The sequence below is a fragment of the Janthinobacterium sp. NKUCC06_STL genome (assembly GCF_019345455.1).
Taxonomy (GTDB): domain Bacteria; phylum Pseudomonadota; class Gammaproteobacteria; order Burkholderiales; family Burkholderiaceae_D; genus Janthinobacterium; species Janthinobacterium rivuli.
Genome location: NZ_JAHKQY010000001.1, coordinates 982,435 through 1,000,312 on the forward strand (window position 1 = coordinate 982,435; position 17,878 = coordinate 1,000,312).

The following is a 17,878-nucleotide window of genomic DNA, read 5'->3' on the forward strand; positions in this document are numbered from 1 at the left end:
CAAACGGGCTTTTTTGACGTATCATCGTGGCAATCGCGGCAAACCTGCGCCGCACACGGAGACGGATGAAAAAATTCTACAGAGTCAGGCGCTGGCTGTTCGCGCCGCTGGTCTACCTGGCCGCCATCTTCCTGCTGATCGAGGAATGGCTGTGGGCGACCGGCGCGCGCATCATGCAGGTGATCGCGCAATTTCCGCCCCTGCATGCGCTCGAAGCGTGGATCAAGCGCCTGCCGCCGTACTGGGCGCTGGCCATCTTCGTGCTGCCAGCCGTGCTGCTGTTCCCCGTCAAGCTGCTGGCCCTGCTGGCGATCGCGCGCGGCCATGCGTTTTCCGGCATCGGCGTGATCGTGATCGCCAAGCTGGGCGGCGCGGCCGCCGTCGCGCGCCTGTACAGCCTGACGCGCCCCACCCTATTGAGTTTGCCGTGGTTTGCGCGCTGGCATGGCCTGTTCATGGAAACCAAGGACCGCTGGATCGCCCGTCTGCGCGCCACGCGCCCATGGCGCCGTGTCAGCCGCCTGTCGGCCGCGCTGGGCCGCGCCCGCCGCGCCTGGTGGCAGCGCCTGCGTACGCGCGCCGCCGCCGGGCGCCACAGTTCGCGCCCGGCCAGGGTGCTGCGCCGCTTCGCCGCCTTCTGGCGCGCGCGCCGCTGATGAAGAAAGCCAACGCCATGCACGACACTCCCCGGCTGGCGCCCGCCATGCGCGCGGCGACGCCGGAAATCTACCTGTTTGACGCGGCCAGCTTGCAATTGCTCGACGCCAACGATGCCGCCTGCGACAACTTGCAGTATGCACGCAAGCAATTGCTGGCGATGACGCCCTTCACCCTGGCGCCGCAGCTCGATGCGCAGCAACTGGCCGCCGTGCTGGCGACCCTGGACGACAGCATCGGTGCGCAAGCCCGGCTGCACGTGCAGCTGCGCCGCCGCGATGGCAGCCTGTATTCGCTCAGCCTGCACCTGTCGCGCGCCAGCCGCCAGGGACGCGCCCTGCTGCTGGCCGAAGGCGAAGACTTGCGCACGCCGCAGGCGACGGCCGCCGCCCTGGCGCAGGTGCAGTCGCGCTTTAACGCCATCGTCTCGAATACGCCGGGCCTCGTGTACCAGTTCTGCCTGCATGCGGATGGGCGCGCCGCCTTCCCCTACCTGAGCGACGGCTGCCAGGCTCTGCTTGGCCTGGGACCGGCACAGCTGCACGCGCGCCCGGAACTGTTTTACCAGTTGATCCTCGCTGACGACCGCGCCTCGTATCTGGAATCGATGCAAGCGTCAAAAAGCGCTTTGTGGAGCTGGAACTGGGAAGGCCGCATCTGGATCGATGCCTGGAAGGACGTCAAATGGATCAACCTGCGCTCCACGCCGCGCGCGCTGGCCGACGGCACGGTGCAGTGGGAAGGCATCATGACGAATATCACGGAAAGCCGGCTCGAACAGATCGAAGTGCGCCAGTCGCGCGCCCGCCTGGCCGAGCTGACCGCGCACATCGACAAGGTCAAGGAACACGAACGCACGCGCCTGGCGCGCGAATTGCACGATGACCTGGGCGGCAATCTGACGGCGATCAAGATGGCGCTGGCCATGCTGGCGCGCCGTTTGCCGCCGGACGACCCGCAGTTGCAGGAAAAGGCCGATTATGTCGATGCCCTGGTCGACCGCAGCATCGACGCCGTGCACCGCATTTCGCTGGACTTGCGCCCGTCCATGCTGGACCTGGGCCTGGTTGCCGCGCTGGACTGGCAAGTCAAGGAATTCGCGCGCCAGGCCGGCATCGAATGCCAGTTCATTTCGAACCGCCAGCATATCGAACTGGAACTGGACCAGGCGACCAGCCTGTTCCGCATCGCCCAGGAGGCGCTGACGAATATCGCCAAGCATGCGCAGGCAAGCAAGGTTAGCGTACGCCTGGCCCGGCAGCGCCAGCATATCAGCCTGTCGATCGCCGACAATGGCGTCGGCATGCGTCTGTCAGACCGCGCCAAGCCGCAATCGTTCGGCATCCGCGGCATGGCCGAACGGGCCAGCGCGCTGGGCGGCACCCTGAGTCTGATGGACGGGCCTGGCGGCGGCACCATCCTGAGCATAAAAATCCGGCTGACCACAGCGCGAGAGGCGATAATAGCGGCTGCAGCCAGTGCGCCCGCGCACAGCGGGCCGTCGCCAGACACGGCCTAGTGGGTGAATTAGATAGGAAACAACGCAGTCATGAAAGAAAAAGCCACCATCCGGGTATTCATCGCCGACGATCATGCGATCGTGCGCGAGGGCTTGAAGCAAATCCTCGCCGACACGAAGGACATCATCGTGGCCGGCGAGGCCGAAAATGGCCACGACGCCATCAAGCTGTTCCGTGGCTCGAAATGCCAGGTGTTGCTGCTCGACATCTCCCTGCCCGACCGCAGCGGCATCGAGGTGCTCAAGCAGATCAAGAAAGAAAAGCCGGAGCTGGCCGTACTGATGCTGTCCATGCACCGCGAAGACCAGTACGCCATCCGTTCGCTCAAAGCGGGCGCGGCCGGCTACCTGACGAAACAGAGCGCGCCGCGCGAACTGGTCACGGCCATCCGCCAGGTGGCGCAGGGCTTGAAATACATCAGCGCCTCGCTGGCGCAGGAACTGGCCAACACGGTGGGCGAAGACCACGAAACGGCCTTGCACGACACCTTGTCGGACCGCGAATACCAGACCCTGGTCATGATCGCCTCGGGCAAGGCCGTGGGCGCCATCGCCGAAGAGCTGAAATTATCCGTGAAGACCGTCAGCGAATACCGCGCCCGCTTGCTGGTCAAGATGAAGCTCAAGAACAGCGCCGAACTGACGCATTACGCCATCCGCAACCAGCTGGTGGATTGACGGCAAAGTGGCATGCACGCTGGCATCGGGCGAATTGACAGGACTTCTCCTTGCTTCTCGCACAATAAGTTCTTTGCCAACTCGCATATCATGAGGATAATGAGAAATATCTAAAAAGGCTGTGCCTACATGTCCAGTAAATTGCCAACTTCCCCAGCAAACGCTCCCGCTGGCGCCACGAATACCGCCACCGCCGCGATGAACCCGGCCGATATCGCCCGCGAAGCGTTTCGCCGCCTGGCCACGCGCCGCATCGCCCCGACGCCAAGCGCCTACCGCGATATCTACAATGAAATCGCCGGCATCAGCGAACCGGCAGAGACGCCAGCTACGCCTGGCGCCGTGCTGGCCGCCAGCGCACCCACGGAGAGCGGCGCGGAAAATGTCCTGACGCAGTTTGCCGCCAAGATGAGCGAATCGACGGGCGAACTGGGCGACTTTGGCCGGCGCTTCCAGCGCGCCCTGAAAGCGCGCGACTGGGACAGCTATGCGCGCACGCTGGCGCAACTGGCGGAAAAACAGGTCAAGAAAGGCGGCGGCATCGAATTGCCGCCCCTGCCGGACGGCGAACAGACGCGCACCCTGCGTGAATTGCTCAGCCGCACCCTGGGTTTTGCCGTCGCCACCTTGCTCACGGGCACGCCCGCGCTGGTGGAAGAAGCCGAATCGCTGGGCGCGGCCATCAAGCTGGCCCACACGGAAGAAGCGCTGAACGAAGCGGCCCTGCGCCTGAAACAGCTGTGCTACCAGATCGAACTGAAAAGCGGCGACACGGCCGAGCAGCAGGAATTGCTGCTGCGCCTGTTCAAGTTGCTGCTCGATAACGTCAGCCAGTTGCTCGACGACGACAGCTGGCTGCGCGGCCAGGTCGATGCCGTGCAAAACCTGATCGCCGGCCCGCTCGACCAGCGCGCGCTGGAAGACGCCACGCGCAGCCTGAAGGAAGTCATCTACAAGCAGGGCCAGCTCAAGCACAGCCTGTCCGACGTCAAGCTGACGGTCAAGAACATGATGATGACCTTCATCGACCGCCTGGGGCAAGTGGCGGCCAGCACGGGCGACTTCCATGAAAAGATCGGCGGCTATTCGGAAAAGATCAGCCAGGCGGAAAATATCAGCGAACTGAACAGCGTTCTCGACGAAGTCTTGCGCGAAACGCGCATGGTGCAGAACGAAGCCTTGCGCGCGCGCGACAAGATGGTGCTGGCGCGCCAGGAAGTGCAGGATGCGGAACAGCGCATTCACACGCTGGAAGCAAAGCTCCAGCATATGAGCGAACTGGTGCGGGAAGACCAGTTGACGGGCAGCCTGAACCGCCGTGGCCTGGATGACGTGTTCGAGCGCGAGACGGCCCGCTCCGACCGCCGCGGCACGCCGCTGTGCATCGCCATGCTGGACCTCGACGATTTCAAGCGCCTGAACGACACCTACGGCCACCTGGCCGGCGATGCGGCGCTGAAACACCTGGTCAAAATCGTCAAGGAAACCCTGCGTTCGATGGACGTCATCGCCCGCTTCGGCGGCGAGGAATTCCTCATCCTGCTTCCGGAAACGACGGTCGAGGCCGCCTCGTCGACGATGACGCGCTTGCAGCGCGAGCTGACCCGGCATTTCTTCCTGCACGACAACGAAAAAGTCTTGATCACCTTTTCCGCCGGCGTGGCCCTGCGCCTGCCCAACGAAGACCAGGCCGAACTGGTCAAGCGCGCCGACCGCGCCATGTACCAGGCCAAGCAAACGGGCAAGAACCGCGTGGTGGTGGCGGACTGAACCGCGCCACACGGTACGCGCCAACGAAAATGCCGCTCATCGAGCGGCATTTTTGCATTCGGGCGCCAGCTGGGCACCTGGCGCGAGCATCAGCGGTAAGGATGCTCGTCGGCAAAGAATTCGATCAAGCGGCCTTCGTGCTCGATCAGGATGGATTTGGCTTCAATACCCTCGCGCGCCATTTCGGCGGCGATATCGCGCGCGCGCCACTGCGTGGGGATAATGACCACGTCAGCGGGCTGCGTCTTGAGCACGTCGCGATAGACGATTTCCTGGCCCAGGCCAGGCACGAAGGTACCGGCCTTGTCCGGGTCGGAGTCGACCACCAGCGGAAAGCGCTGCGCGTCGGCGCCGAACTGGTGCATGAAGGCGGCGGCCTTGCCAGTGCCGCCCCAGATGGCCACGCGCTGGCCACCAGTGGCCAAGGTGTCGAGCTGGGCGGCAATGGCCTTGCGGCTGCGCTGGGCGGCAATGGCAAACGCATTGCTGTGGCGCGCCTGGTCGCGCAGCGCCTTCGGAATCTGCAGGCGCACCAGCGCATACACCACTTCGCCGTCATAGCCATGCGCCAGTTGCACCACTTCGCCAGCGCGCTGCATCAAGGTACGGAACGATTCCGTCGTGAAATGCGACATGTGCTCATAGAAGAAATCGGCCAGGCGGCCCGTGGCGAAGACCCGGTCGATGCAAGGCACTTCGGCAAACAGCCACATTGGCTTGTCCGAGCGCGCGGCGGCCCACGCCATTTGCTCGACCAGCGAAGCGGGATCGGTCAGGTGTTCCAGCACATGGCGGATCACCAGCGCATCGGGCGTGAACTCGGGCACGTCCTGCAAGGGCTGAAAATAGCGCGCATGAAACTCCACCCCGCGGCCCGTTTCCGGCGTGGCATTCGGGTCGAAGCCGATGAAACGTCCCTGCTCGCCAAGGGCATCGGCCAGCGCGCGCACGAAATGACCTTCGCCGCAACCGATGTCGATCACCGTGGGCGAGGCCGGCAACTGGGCCAGCAGCACGTCGCGCGTATCGGCCAGGTGGCCTTTCCAGATGCCGCCCTTGTTGAACATGCGGTTAGGATTGTTTTGGTAGGGGATGGCGTCATAGGAAAACGCGTGGTTCCACACGTGGGTGCACTGCGGACACTGCACGAAGTCGTGCGGCTGCACGGCCATCGCCTGCGCTTCGGCTGCGCTGGCCGGCCAGCCCAGGGTCGCCAACGCTTGCTGGCCACCATCGAAAAACGCTGCCGCCACCGTGTGGGCGCAGACCGGGCACACTGCCGGGAGCAATTGCTGTTTCATGCAAAGATCACTTTCTTGAAGTAAGCGATAGTTTCTTTCAAGCCATCATGCAGACTCACTGCCGGCTCCCACTCCAGCGCGGCGCGCGCCTTGGCGATATCGGGTTGCCGGCGCACGGGGTCGTCGGCCGGCAAGGGACGGAAAACCAGCTCGCTTTTCGATTCCGTCAGGCGCAGCACCAGTTCGGCCAGTTCGCGGATGGTGAATTCCGCAGGATTGCCCAGATTCACAGGTCCGGTTTCCTGCGTCTGATTCATCATGCGCACCATGCCTTCGATCAAGTCATCGACATAGCAGAACGAGCGTGTCTGCTGGCCATCGCCATACAGGGTGATCGGATCGCCGCGCAGCGCCTGCACGATGAAGTTGCTGACCACGCGGCCATCGTTCGGATGCATGCGCGGGCCATAGGTATTGAAGATGCGCACGACGCGGATATCCACGGCCGACTGGCGGTGGTAATCGAAGAACAGGGTTTCGGCGCAGCGCTTGCCTTCGTCGTAGCAGGCGCGCGGGCCGATGGGATTGACATGGCCCCAGTAATCCTCGCGCTGCGGATGCACTTGCGGGTCGCCATACACTTCCGAGGTGGATGCCTGCAGGATACGCGCGCGCTTGCGCTTGGCCAGACCCAGCATGTTGATGGCGCCCAGCACCGAGGTCTTGGTGGTCGAGGTGGGGTCGTTCTGGTAATGCACAGGACTGGCCGGGCAAGCCAGGTTATAGATGCGGTCCACTTCCACGTACAGCGGCAGCCAGACGTCGTGGCGCAGCAGTTCGAAGCGCTTGTGACCCAGCAGGTGGCGGATATTGTCCTTGCTGCCCGTGTAGAAATTATCCACGCACAGCACATCGTGGCCATCGGCGATCATGCGGTCGCACAGGTGCGAACCGAGAAAGCCGGCGCCGCCAGTAATCAGTGTGGTACGGGGCATCATTGTTCTCCTTGGGGTATATCGCCGGACTCGGCCAGTTTTTTGTACTTCGCATGAAACATGCCCCAGACCGCATCCTCGAAGTGGCGCGCGAAACGGCGTGCGTCATACAGCGGCGAGTTGACGACCTGCTGGCGCAAGCTCCCCCGCAGTGCCGCCAGCGCATCGACGTCGCCAGCAAAGCGCCGGGCGACGGCCACGTAATCGTCATCGTCGCTGGCGATCCAGTCCGGCAAGCCTGCATTGTGCAGTATCGACTCTCCCAGATGCGACAAAAAGTGCGTGCCGCGCCGCGTCACGATGGGCACGGCCATCCATAGCGCCTCCATGCTGGTGGTACCGCCGGGATACGGAAAAGGATCGAGTGCGATATCGACCTGCTGATAGGCTTCCAGCATGGCGAGGCGGGTTCCGGTTCCCGACATGGAAATACGCTCGGCACCGATACCATGCACAGCAAAGCGCGCCAGGGTGCGCGCACGCACAGCCGCGTCATCCAGCTGTTTGGTCTTGAGCGACAGCCGGGAGTCGGGCACGGCCTTGAGTACGCGCGACCACAGGGCGACGACGGCATCGGTCATCTTGGCCAGATTGTTGAAACAGCCAAATGTGACAAAACCATTCGACACAGCCGGCAACGGCGTCACAGACACCTCCTCGCGCGGCTCCGTGAAGCACAGATAGCTGTCGGGCATGCGCCACAGCGTCTCGGTGAACTCGCCCTCCTCTCCCAAGGGGGCCACATGAGGGTCTGCCAATAAATAATCCATTTCCGCCATGCCCGTGGTGGCAAAATAACCAAGCCAGCTCACCTGAACGGGCGCTGGGCGCCAGGCGAATACGGGCAAACGATTGTTGCCGGTATGGCCGCCAAGATCGAACAAAACGTGCACGCCATCGCTTTCAATCAACTGCGCCGCCGCGGCGTTATCCAAGCCGGAAATAGGGCGCCATGCGGCAAAATACGGCCGCAGGCGCGACGTCATCCGGTCAACGTAAGGCACTGTCGGATAGGCGATCAGTTCCACGCGGCGCGGATCGAGCGCGGCCAGCAGTTCCTCCAGAAAGAAACCAACCGGATGGTTTCTCAGGTCGGCCGATACCAGGCCGATGCGCAGGCGCTGCGGCTGCTTGCTACAGGACCAGTCTTTGAACGGGGTGGTCGCCAAGGTGCTGGCAACCTTGCCAAACCGTTTGGCATCGGCCAGGCGCCGGGCTGGAGTGGCGCGGGAATGGTAGCTCTGTATCATGATCAGGTCGCTGTGTGCCAACATATCGGTTGGCGCCATGGCAACAGCATTCCTGCATGCACTCTCGGCGGCATCGAGATTGCCCAACTCCTGCAATATGCCCCCCAGATTCTGCTGCACGCCCACATCGCCAGGAATAAGACGCGCCGCCTTCTGCATGCACGGCAAGGCCTCGCGCGGACGATGCTGCTCCCGCAATGCGGCACCCAGCAATTTCCAGCCGTAGCCATCGTTGGGGTGGCTTCGCGTCAGGGCCCTCGCAGACTTCTCCACCTCCGCATAGCAGCCCAGCTCAAACAAGGCGCTCAAATCGACTTCCGCAGGCCTCCCGTCTTGCACCTCATCTGCAGCGCCGGCGCCGCCCAAGGGGGCGATAACGGCCTGCGCCGCTGGCGGCGCGTCGCCGGCGAGTCGGCGAGCCAACTGGTCCGCCCATATATTATCGAGTCCATGCTCGCGTCCGAATTGCAGGACCTGAGCTGCAAGCACCTCCTGGCCGGCCAGCATCAACGCTTCGACATAGTCCAGCCAACTGGCAGCCAGGTCGGGACGGGACTCGAGTGCGGCAGCAAAGAAAGGCAGGCTGGCCTCGACCTGCGCCGCCTTTAATGCCAGCAATCCCAGTTGACGATTCGCGCCGGCATGCAATGGCGACAGTTGCAGTACCGCTTTGTACAGCTGCTCCGCTTCGCCGATGCGGCCCGCCAGCAAGTGCGCTTCAGCCAACTGCATGGCCTGTTCCACAGCCTGCGCGATCTCGCTCGCATCTGGCGGGCCAGCCCGGTCGCTGCCAGCAATATCAGTAGTCTTCATTTTAGTAAGTAAATGCAATACGCACATCACAGCACGGTGGGCAAAAGCGGCCCGCTCTTACCCTGTTAATCTGAACCAGGCACAGGTGTCTATACATGATGGCGACGATCTTAGCAGTTTATAGTCTCGCTGCGGCAGGCATCCGCCAGGGGAAATTGGATTTGTTCAACAAAAACCGGCAGGCTGACACGGTGATAAAGAAGAAAAATAAATCTGAATTAGCCCTCAAGTTTCACACAAGCCTGCCGATTAGCGGGCCATCACCTCAAACAATTAGAGGAAAAAAATAAAATAAAGAATGTTTTTCCCTATCAACTTTCCCAGCCAGTGACCGATAAACATTACAACAGCGGCTTGATTGCTCCGGAATAGCGGGGCAGGCCAAAGTGAATAGCACATAGCGCAATGTAGTACCTGTCTGGAGAATTATCATGGCTGCAGTAATTAATACCAACATCTCATCCCTGAATTCGCAACGCAACCTGTCGACCTCGCAATCGGCCCTGTCCACCTCGCTGCAACGCCTGTCCTCTGGTCTGCGTATCAACAGCGCCAAGGATGATGCAGCTGGCCTGGCCATTTCCGACCGCATGACGTCGCAAATCCGCGGCATGACCCAAGCCACCCGCAATGCAAACGACGGCGTCTCGCTGGCCCAAACGGCCGAGGGCGCACTGTCGAGCTCGGGCGACATCCTGCAACGCATCCGCGAACTGGCCGTGCAATCGTCGAACGCCACCAACTCGTCGAGCGACCGTCAGGCGCTGCAAACCGAGGTAGGCCAACTGGGTTCGGAACTGAACCGCATCGCCACCACGACCTCGTTCAACGGCCAGGCGCTGCTCGATGGCACCATGGGCACGGCCAACTTCCAGGTCGGCGCCGATGCCAATCAGCTGATTTCGGCCAATGGCGCGAACTTCCTGACCAGCACCTACGGCAACAACCGCATTGAAAGCGATGCAGTCAAGACAACCGCCTCATCGAGTGTGGTAGCAGGCAGCGCCATCGCCGTCAACGGCAAGCTCGGCACGGCCACGTACACCACCGTAGCCGGTGATTCGGCCAAAACGATCGCTGCCGGCCTGAACCAGCAAACGGCGAGCTCCGGCGTGACGGCAACCGCGAAAACGGAAGCGAATCTGGGCCTGGTCGCTGGCTCTTACTCCTTCTCGATCGCATCGGACAATGCGACAACCCCAGTGACCGTCTCGTTCGACGTCGCCGCTGGCGCCGCCAGCGCGACCGACTTTGCAGCCGGCATCAATGCCATCAATGCCCAAACGGCAAAGACCGGTGTCTCTGCCCAGTTCGACACGACAAATGGCGGCATCAAGCTGAGCAACTCCAGCGGCTCCGACATCGCGATTACCGACAAGCTCGCCGCCGCAGCCCAGAAGCAATTGAAAGTCGGCACTTACACCCTGGCCGGCGGCATTGTTGCTGGCGGTCAAGATGCCAAAGGTGCGGCAGCCGTTGCCAACGGCACCGTGACGTTCGACTCGGATAGCAGCTTCTCCGTCACCGACCCAGGTTCCGGCCTGGCCCTGACAGCAGGCGGTACCGCATCGAAACTGAAATCGGTCGCCTCGCTCGACGTCACCACCTTCGCTGGCGCCCAGCTGGCGCTGAAAATTGCCGACGCCGCCCTGTCGACGGTCAACAGCCAACGCGCCCAGTACGGTGCATTGCAATCGCGCTTCGCCTCGGCGATCTCGAACCTGCAATCGACGACGGAAAACCTGTCCGCATCGCGCAGCCGCATCGTCGACACCGACTTTGCTTCGGAAACGGCCAACATGACCCGCGGCCAGATCCTGCAACAAGCTGGTACGGCCATGCTGGCGCAAGCGAATTCGCTGCCAAACGGCGTCCTGAGCCTGCTGCGCGGCTAATCTCCGATTAGTCAGGCAACAGCGTAGGACTCTGATTCCCCTGCCGGATTTTTTCGGCAGGGGAATTTTCACTAGGAGAGCACCATGACTATCGATACGATAGCGGCCGCCTCCGCGGCCAGGATAGACAAGAGTTACGCCGCGACGGATGCGCCACCGGCGCGCCCGGCAGCGCCCCGCAACGCCACGGAAAACGCTACGGTTACGCCACAGCAAGCCAGCAAGGAACCGAGCCGCGAGCAGCTGGACAAAGCCGTCTCGGAATTGAACCAGTCCTCGCAAATGAAGACGCAAGGCCTGGAATTTTCCATCGACGAAGACAGCCAGCGCACGGTGGTCAAGGTCATCGACCAGGAAACCAAGGAAGTACTGCGCCAGATTCCCACGCGGGAAGCGCTGGAATTGGCCAAGACCTTTGACTCGGCCAAAGGCTCGCTGATCAGCCAAAGCGCCTGATGATGGCGTGGCACACGGACATGCGACATCGTGGCAATACGCATCAGCATGACCATGGGGCCCGATAGCCTGACTATCCGGCCCCGCTTTAATTTCAATTAAAGCAATATACTGCTGTCTCCTCCCCGCTTTTTGGCTTCCGCTGGAAACAGCGCGGTAAATCCCCCTCTCAAGTCTTGATTGATTCTGCCGATAACAGCTTATATTAGCGTTTTCCTAGGAGCATTCCGTGGCCATTACCCCTACAATATCATCCGTTGGCATCGGCGCCGGCGCCAGCGGCCTGGACGTGGGCGCCATCATCGACAAGCTGATGACCGCGGAAGCGGCACCGCTGGGCACTTTTGACAAGAAAACGGCCTCCTACCAAGCCAAGCTCAGCGCGATAGGTACCTTGGGCGGTGCCGTCGGCACCTTCCAAAACTCGCTATCGGCGCTAAGCAATTCGAACAACTTCCGTGCCGTCAGCGCTACGCCGTCCGATCCGCTGGTGCTATCGGCAAGCGCGGGCGCCAAGGCCGTTGCTGGCAACTACAACATCAACGTTTCCCAGCTGGCCCAGGCGCAGACGCTGACGTCGGGTGGCATGGCCAGCAAACTGTCGACCATCGGCAGCGGCGCCAAGACGACGGTATCCTTCCAGCTTGGCGCACTCGCCGGCGGCACCTTTGGTGTAACGGGCACGGCACTGAGCGGCAGCACATTGCTTACGGGCGTAAGCAACGGCTCGCTGATCATCAATGGCACGGCCATCCCCACCGATGCCAGCACCAAGAGCGCGCGCGCCCTGGCCGACGCCATCAACGCCAAGAGCAGTACCACGGGCGTGACCGCCACGGCCCAGCCAACGGCCAGCAACGCCACCATGTTCAACGGTTTCGGCAATATCGCCACGGGTGCGAACGGCACCTATTCGCTGTCGGTGGGCGGCATCGAAATCGTTACCCAGGGTAATGGCGTCGCCGCAGGCGGCGGCATCACCGCCGCATCGCTCGATACGACACTTACCGGTCCGAATGCCGTCTCGAATGCACTGGCGGCAGCCAATATTACGGTCACCGGCAAGGCCGCAGACGGCACCTTGCAATTTACGCGTGCCGATGGTTCCAACCTCAATATTGAAGAAGTCGTCACCGGCAGCGTCATGGGTGGCATCGGACACGCCGCCAATGCCGTCAACGACGGTTCCAACGTCACCATCGCCAGTTCGATCACCCTGGCTTCGGGCAACGCCAGCCCCATCGTCATCGCCGGCAGCAATCCTGCGGCAGCCGGCCTGACAGCAGGCACGGGCGGCAGCTACATGAACACGAACTTCACCCAGGACGGCACGCAGGCAACCGGTTCGGTGGTCATCGACTCCACCAACAACACTTTGCAAGGCATACGTGACGCCATCAATAACGCCGGCCTCGGCGTCACGGCCAGTATCGTTTCCGACGGCAGCGACAAGCCGTATCACCTGGTGCTCAGTTCGACCAAGACGGGCGCCAATTCGGCCATGAAAATTTCGCTCAGCGGCAGTGACGGCCAGCCTGCCGACAGCGCCTTGAACGATCTGCTGTCCTATGACGCTTCCGGCACGCAAAACCTGAAGCAAAACAGCGCTGCGCAAAATACCATGTTCAGCGTCAACGGTATTGCCATTTCCAGCAGCTCGAACAGTGTCGATACGGCCATCGAAGGCGTTACCCTCGGCATTAGCAAAGTCGGCACCACCAGCCTGTCAGTGTCCAAGGATACCTCGACGGTGAAGACCAGCATCAACGCCTTCGTCAAGGCCTACAACGAGCTCAATACCTCGATCGGCAAGATGACGGCTTACAACCCCGAAACCAAGACCGGCGGTGTCTTGCTGGGCGACTCGACCGTTCAATCGATCCAGAGCCAGCTGCGCAGGCAGCTGGGCGCGCCGATTACTGGCTTGAACGGCGGCATGAACACCTTGAGCCAGGTAGGTATCTCCTTCCAAAAGGATGGCAGCCTGGCCCTGGATACCAGCAAGCTCGACAAAGCCATCAGCGCGAACTTCGGCGATATCGCGGGCCTGTTTTCCGCCATCGGCAAGGTCAGCGACAGCAACGTCGCCTTCACCAGTTCGACGTCCGCCACCAAGCCCGGCACCTATGACCTGACCATCACCACCATGGCCAGCCAAGGCTCGCTCACGTCGCTCGGCGCGCTGCCCGCCAGCACCACGATTGGCAGCGACACCACCTGGAATATCACCCTCAACGATACGGACCCGTCGGCGGCCAAGAATACGGCCCAGGTGTCGATACCGGCAGGTACCTATACGCCGGCGCAGATGGCATCGCTGATACAATCATCGATCAACGGCGTGAAATCTTTTTCGGACAATGGCGCGACGGTCTCCGCTTCCATCGACGGCACCGGCAAACTGGTCCTGGCGTCCAGCCGCTACGGCTCGGTATCGAATCTGGCATTGAGCAACGGTACGGGAACCGGTATCGAAAATCTGTTTGGCGCCGCCACGCCCGTCAAGGGTACCGACGTGGCCGGCACCCTGGGCGGACAACCGGTCACCGGCTCTGGCCAGACCCTCACAGGCGCCCCCGGCTCGCCAGCCGAAGGCTTGAAGATTGAAGTGACGGGCGGTGTCACCGGCTCGCGCGGCACGGTCAGTTTCTCGCAAGGCTATGCCTATCAGTTGAACAACCTGGCCACCGCCTTCCTGGGTACGGACGGCATGATCACCAATAAGTCCAAAGGCATCAACGACAGCATCAAGTCGGTTGCCGAGCAGCGCGACAGATTCAGCGCGAAGCTGACCGACATCGAAGCGCGCTACCGTGCCCAGTACTCGCGGCTGGACGTATCCCTGAACAAATTGCAGGGCACGCAAACCTATCTGACCCAGCAACTGGCCGCCATCGCCGCCAACCGTTAAGCCCAATCATCAGGAGAATTAAATGTTTGGAACCCAACAACGCGGCGTCAACGCCTATGCCAAGGTCGGCCTGGAAACGGGCATCGGCGCGGCCTCACCGCACAAGCTGATCGTGATGCTGTACGACGGCGCCCTGGTGGCCGTGCTCAGCGCGCAGATGCACATGAAATCGGGCAATGTGCCGGAAAAAGGCAAGTCCATCTCGAAAGCCATCCAGATCATCGACAATGGCTTGCGCGCCAGCCTGAACAAGGAAGCGGGCGGCCAGATCGCCGAAGGCCTCGACTCCCTGTACGAATACATGGGCGCGCGCCTGCTGGCGGCCAACATCCGCAACGATCTGGCCATGCTGGAGGAAGTGCAGCGGCTGCTCACCGACTTGCGCGAAACCTGGAACGCCATCGGCGCCACGCCCGCCGCCATCCCCGGCGCCGATCTGAAACGTATGCCCAGCCTTGCGAGTGCCTGACCCATGATGACCAATCAAGAAGTCTTGACCACCTACGAAACCATGCAGACCCTGACGGGCCGGATGGTGACCGCCGCCGGCAACGCCGACTGGGACGAGCTCGAAGCGCTGGAGCAGCAAGTGAGCGCGCATGTGGAAGCGCTGAAGGCGAATGAAGAAAAAGTCGTGCTGGAAAGTGCCGGCCGCCAGCGCAAAGTCGCCCTGATCAAGCAGATCCTGGAAGACGACCGCAAGATCCGCGATCTGACCATGCCGTGGATGGCGCAATTGTCCAAGCTGATCAGCAGCACCGGCACTGAGCGGCGCCTGGCCAACGCCTACGGCGCGTAAGCGCCCACGGGGCAAGGTCCGCTATCATGTTGCCGAAGATGGATGCGATCGGCATGACGCCCCTGACCCCGGTCAAGCCCACGCGGGCGGCCGACGCCGTCGCCGATCCGCGCCAGGCCGAGTTCCAGCGCTCGCTGCAGGGACTGATCGGCAAATCCATGCAGGGGCAAGTGCTGGCCCGCATGGGCGACGGCAGCTTCCTCGTGCGCGTGGCCGGCACGCCGGCCAGCATGCAACTGCCCGCCGGCGCCCACCCAGGCACGGAAATCCCGCTGACCTTGATCGGCATCAATCCCCGCCCCTCTTTTCAAATCGGCAATAACCGCGACCAGCCCGCCAGCGCCCTGCTCACGTATGCGGACGCGGAAGCCGAACCCGACGCCCTTGACGCGCGCGGACCCCAGGCCGGTGCCGCTCAGGCCGGCACGCGCGCCAGCAGCACGGCCGCCACCCTGCTCAGCCGCGCGCCGCTGACACCCGCCAATCTGCTGCCCGCCCTGGCAAGCGACACGCCCGCGCCCGAGCTGAGCTCCACAGCGCGCGCCATCAGCACAGTGCTCAGCCAGGCGGAAAGCGTGCCCGGTGCGCCCCTGTCGCTGGTCGGCAAGACGCCGCTGATGGCCACGCCCGGCGCCGCCCCGGCCCAGGTAGCGCAGAATCTGCGCGATGCCGTCGGCAGCAGCGGCTTGTTCTATGAATCGCATGTGGCCGAATGGGCCGAAGGCAAGCGGCCGCTCGCGTCGCTGCTGCTGGAGCCGCAAATGCAGAAGGCGGCCCAGGGTGAGACGAGCAGAACAGGGACCGACCTGGCTTCGGCGCAACTGATCAATTTGCAGCTGCATACGCACGAACAGGCGCGCGTGCAGTGGCAGGGCGAAGCCTGGCCCGGCCAGAAGATGCAGTGGGATATCAGCCGCGATGCGCCGGAAGGCCAGCAGCACGCTGGCACGGAGGCCGACGAGGAAACGACGGCCTGGCGCAGCAACGTGCGCTTCCAGTTTCCCCTGCTGGGCGACCTGGCCGCGCACGTGGTCTTGCAGGGAGGCAGAGTGGCCATCCAGCTGCAGGCGGGCAGCGAAGGCAGCGCCGGCACCTTGCGCCAGCATGCGGCGGCGCTGGAAGCGTCGCTCGATGCGGCCGGCTGGCCCTTGTCGTCGTTGACGATCGCCGGCAAGCCGGAGGCGGCCGCTGGAGAAGATGATGCTTGACGACACCAAGCGCAAGGTGCCGCAGACGGCCGTCGCCCTGGCTTACCAGAGCGGCACGCCGGCGCCCAAGGTGGTGGCCAAGGGCAGCGGCCTGATCGCGGACCAGATCATCAGCACGGCGCGCGAGCACGGCGTCTTCGTACATGAATCGAAGGAATTGGTGGCGCTGCTGATGGATGTCGACCTGGACCGCCAGATTCCGCCCGGCCTGTATCGGGCGATTGCGGAACTGCTGGCCTGGTTATATCATATTGAATCTGCGAATGGCGGGCCGATCCCGCCGCCGCCCGACACCAGCGTCAACCTCACCGATACATAGACAGGCATCAATGCAAGCACATATTATGGATTCCGGCCTCGAAAACTGGCATGATTTTGAAGTGGAATCGCGGCGGGAAATCATCGCCTTGCTGCGCAGCATCAGCGAAAAGAACCAGCTGATCCGCATGCTGATCCACGGTGAATCCGATGTGTGCGTCACTTCCATCCTGGAAGTCGATGCCGAGCACGATAGCGTCATCCTCGACCGTTCCGTGAACGCCGACCAGAACCGGCGCATGCTGGCCGCCAAGGGCATTTCGTTTGAAACCTCGCTCGACAAGATCCGCATCCTGTTTGCCAGCGCCCAGGTGGAAGAGTGCCATTACGGCGGCACGCCCGCCTTGAAAATTGCCATTCCAGAAACGCTGATCCGCTTGCAGCGGCGCGAGTATTACCGCATGACGACACCGGTGAGCAATCCCGTGCGCGTCTCGATCCCCCTGCCGCCTTCGCTGGGCGGCGCCGATACCCTGTTCCCGCTGGCCGACATCAGCTGCGGCGGCATCGCCATCCTCGACAATAAACTGATGCTGGGCGAAACCATCGGCAGGGACTATCCCGGCTGCCGCATCGACTTGCCCGACGTCGGCATCGTCACGGCGACTTTGCAAATTCGCAATTCGCTGGACATGACCCTGCTGAACAACAAGCTGAACCGCCGCCTCGGCTGCCAGTTCGTCGACCTGCCGCGCAGCATGCTGGCGCACGTGCAGCGCTATATCACGCGTCTTGAACGCGAGCGGAATGCCAGGATGGCTGGGTTAGGTTAACACCTTACAAACCTACTGCGCGTCGCCATTTGCGGCCTGCGATGCTCACTGTACTAGAGTACAGTTCCGCTTCTCGGCCACAACTGGCTTCCGCTCGCTACGGTTTGTAAGGCGTTCGTGACGTACCAATACACTTGTCTGTATCAAACCTGCATATTCATGATCTCATGATATGCCGAGACTAACTTATTGCGCACCTGCACCGTCGCCTGGAATTCGATGCTCGACTTTTGCATCGATACCATCACGTCCGACAGGCTGACCTTTTCGTCGCCCATGGTAAAGCGCTGACCCAGTGCCGACGAGGCCTTTTGCGCGCCGCTCACGGAGTCGAGCGCGCTCTTGAAGGCATCGGCAAAATTCACCTTTGCCGCCGGCATCTCGGTCTGGATCGCCGGTATTTTCGCCTCCGGCCGCGTGGCCGCCGACTTCAGTTGCGCGATCATCGCCTCGATCCTGCTGCTATCGATACCGCCTGTTTTCACTTTGCCTCCCGATTCTGGTCTGCTTCATATCTGTTCCATGCCTGTTGCACCCAGAGAACAAAACCCTGGCTTGCAAGGCAACGACGGGTACAATAACTTCCGTCACATGT

Annotated in this window: 17 protein-coding genes; 13 read left to right on the forward strand and 4 right to left on the reverse strand. The window is 62.2% G+C overall.

Features of this window, described 5'->3' with window-relative positions:
* Positions 1-65: 65 nt before the first annotated feature.
* The 4 genes from KO539_RS04425 (at position 66) to KO539_RS04440 (ending at position 4,624) form a co-directional block, all read left to right on the forward strand.
* Positions 66-656 carry a membrane protein gene (locus KO539_RS04425; protein WP_035821327.1) on the forward strand — a complete coding sequence of 197 codons (591 nt, stop codon included), beginning with the start codon at positions 66-68 and terminating at the stop codon, positions 654-656.
* A 17-nt stretch (positions 657-673) separates the two neighbouring features.
* The gene (locus KO539_RS04430; RefSeq protein ID WP_257626101.1) at positions 674-2,176 is read left to right on the forward strand and encodes a histidine kinase; all 1,503 of its coding nucleotides are present in this window, start codon (positions 674-676) and stop codon (positions 2,174-2,176) included.
* 30 nt (positions 2,177-2,206) lie between these two features.
* Positions 2,207-2,854 carry a response regulator transcription factor gene (locus tag KO539_RS04435; RefSeq protein WP_034753998.1) on the forward strand — a complete coding sequence of 216 codons (648 nt, stop codon included), beginning with the start codon at positions 2,207-2,209 and terminating at the stop codon, positions 2,852-2,854.
* Between the two features lie 198 nt (positions 2,855-3,052).
* Entirely contained in the window at positions 3,053-4,624 is a 1,572-nt protein-coding gene (locus tag KO539_RS04440; protein ID WP_219308601.1) for a diguanylate cyclase, read from the forward strand.
* A gap of 89 nt (positions 4,625-4,713) precedes the next feature.
* On the opposite strand, the gene KO539_RS04445 is transcribed toward KO539_RS04440, so the two are convergent.
* Genes KO539_RS04445 through KO539_RS04455 form a run of 3 tightly spaced genes read right to left on the reverse strand, consistent with a single transcriptional unit; the run spans position 4,714 to position 8,923 of the window.
* Positions 4,714-5,925 carry a class I SAM-dependent methyltransferase gene (locus tag KO539_RS04445; RefSeq protein ID WP_219307526.1) on the reverse strand — a complete coding sequence of 404 codons (1,212 nt, stop codon included), beginning with the start codon at positions 5,923-5,925 and terminating at the stop codon, positions 4,714-4,716.
* Entirely contained in the window at positions 5,922-6,860 is a 939-nt protein-coding gene (locus KO539_RS04450; protein WP_374106336.1) for a UDP-glucuronic acid decarboxylase family protein, read from the reverse strand. Before KO539_RS04450 ends, KO539_RS04445 begins: the two co-directional genes overlap by 4 nt.
* Positions 6,860-8,923, reverse strand: coding sequence for a glycosyltransferase (locus tag KO539_RS04455; protein ID WP_219307529.1), 2,064 nt, complete (start codon positions 8,921-8,923; stop codon positions 6,860-6,862). Before KO539_RS04455 ends, KO539_RS04450 begins: the two co-directional genes overlap by 1 nt.
* A 95-nt stretch (positions 8,924-9,018) precedes the next feature.
* Here KO539_RS04455 and KO539_RS04460 point away from each other — a divergent pair, with 95 nt between their 5' ends.
* The 9 genes from KO539_RS04460 (at position 9,019) to KO539_RS04500 (ending at position 17,283) form a co-directional block, all read left to right on the forward strand.
* The gene (locus KO539_RS04460; RefSeq protein ID WP_219307531.1) at positions 9,019-9,213 is read left to right on the forward strand and encodes a hypothetical protein; all 195 of its coding nucleotides are present in this window, start codon (positions 9,019-9,021) and stop codon (positions 9,211-9,213) included.
* Positions 9,214-9,354: 141 nt separating this feature from the next.
* A complete protein-coding gene (locus tag KO539_RS04465; RefSeq protein ID WP_219307533.1) occupies positions 9,355-10,818 on the forward strand; it encodes a flagellin in 1,464 nt (487 codons plus the stop codon).
* An 84-nt stretch (positions 10,819-10,902) separates the two neighbouring features.
* Entirely contained in the window at positions 10,903-11,274 is a 372-nt protein-coding gene (locus tag KO539_RS04470) for a flagellar protein FlaG (protein ID WP_219307535.1), read from the forward strand.
* Between the two features lie 229 nt (positions 11,275-11,503).
* Complete coding sequence (fliD, locus tag KO539_RS04475) at positions 11,504-14,185, forward strand: flagellar filament capping protein FliD (RefSeq protein WP_225242327.1); 2,682 nt, start codon at positions 11,504-11,506, stop codon at positions 14,183-14,185.
* A gap of 22 nt (positions 14,186-14,207) precedes the next feature.
* Positions 14,208-14,654: a flagellar export chaperone FliS gene (gene fliS, locus KO539_RS04480; protein ID WP_219307537.1), complete on the forward strand. Its 447-nt coding sequence runs from the start codon at positions 14,208-14,210 to the stop codon at positions 14,652-14,654.
* A 3-nt stretch (positions 14,655-14,657) separates the two neighbouring features.
* Entirely contained in the window at positions 14,658-14,984 is a 327-nt protein-coding gene (locus KO539_RS04485) for a flagellar protein FliT (protein WP_219307539.1), read from the forward strand.
* 26 nt (positions 14,985-15,010) lie between these two features.
* Entirely contained in the window at positions 15,011-16,192 is a 1,182-nt protein-coding gene (locus tag KO539_RS04490; protein ID WP_219307541.1) for a flagellar hook-length control protein FliK, read from the forward strand.
* Positions 16,185-16,511: an EscU/YscU/HrcU family type III secretion system export apparatus switch protein gene (locus KO539_RS04495; protein WP_035821344.1), complete on the forward strand. Its 327-nt coding sequence runs from the start codon at positions 16,185-16,187 to the stop codon at positions 16,509-16,511. Before KO539_RS04490 ends, KO539_RS04495 begins: the two co-directional genes overlap by 8 nt.
* 25 nt (positions 16,512-16,536) lie before the next feature.
* Complete coding sequence (locus tag KO539_RS04500) at positions 16,537-17,283, forward strand: flagellar brake protein (RefSeq protein WP_219307543.1); 747 nt, start codon at positions 16,537-16,539, stop codon at positions 17,281-17,283.
* A gap of 143 nt (positions 17,284-17,426) precedes the next feature.
* On the opposite strand, the gene fliE is transcribed toward KO539_RS04500, so the two are convergent.
* Positions 17,427-17,729 (reverse strand): flagellar hook-basal body complex protein FliE, encoded by a 303-nt coding sequence (gene fliE, locus KO539_RS04505; protein WP_230539976.1) that lies wholly within the window; start codon positions 17,727-17,729, stop codon positions 17,427-17,429.
* Between the last annotated feature and the right edge of the window lie 149 nt (positions 17,730-17,878).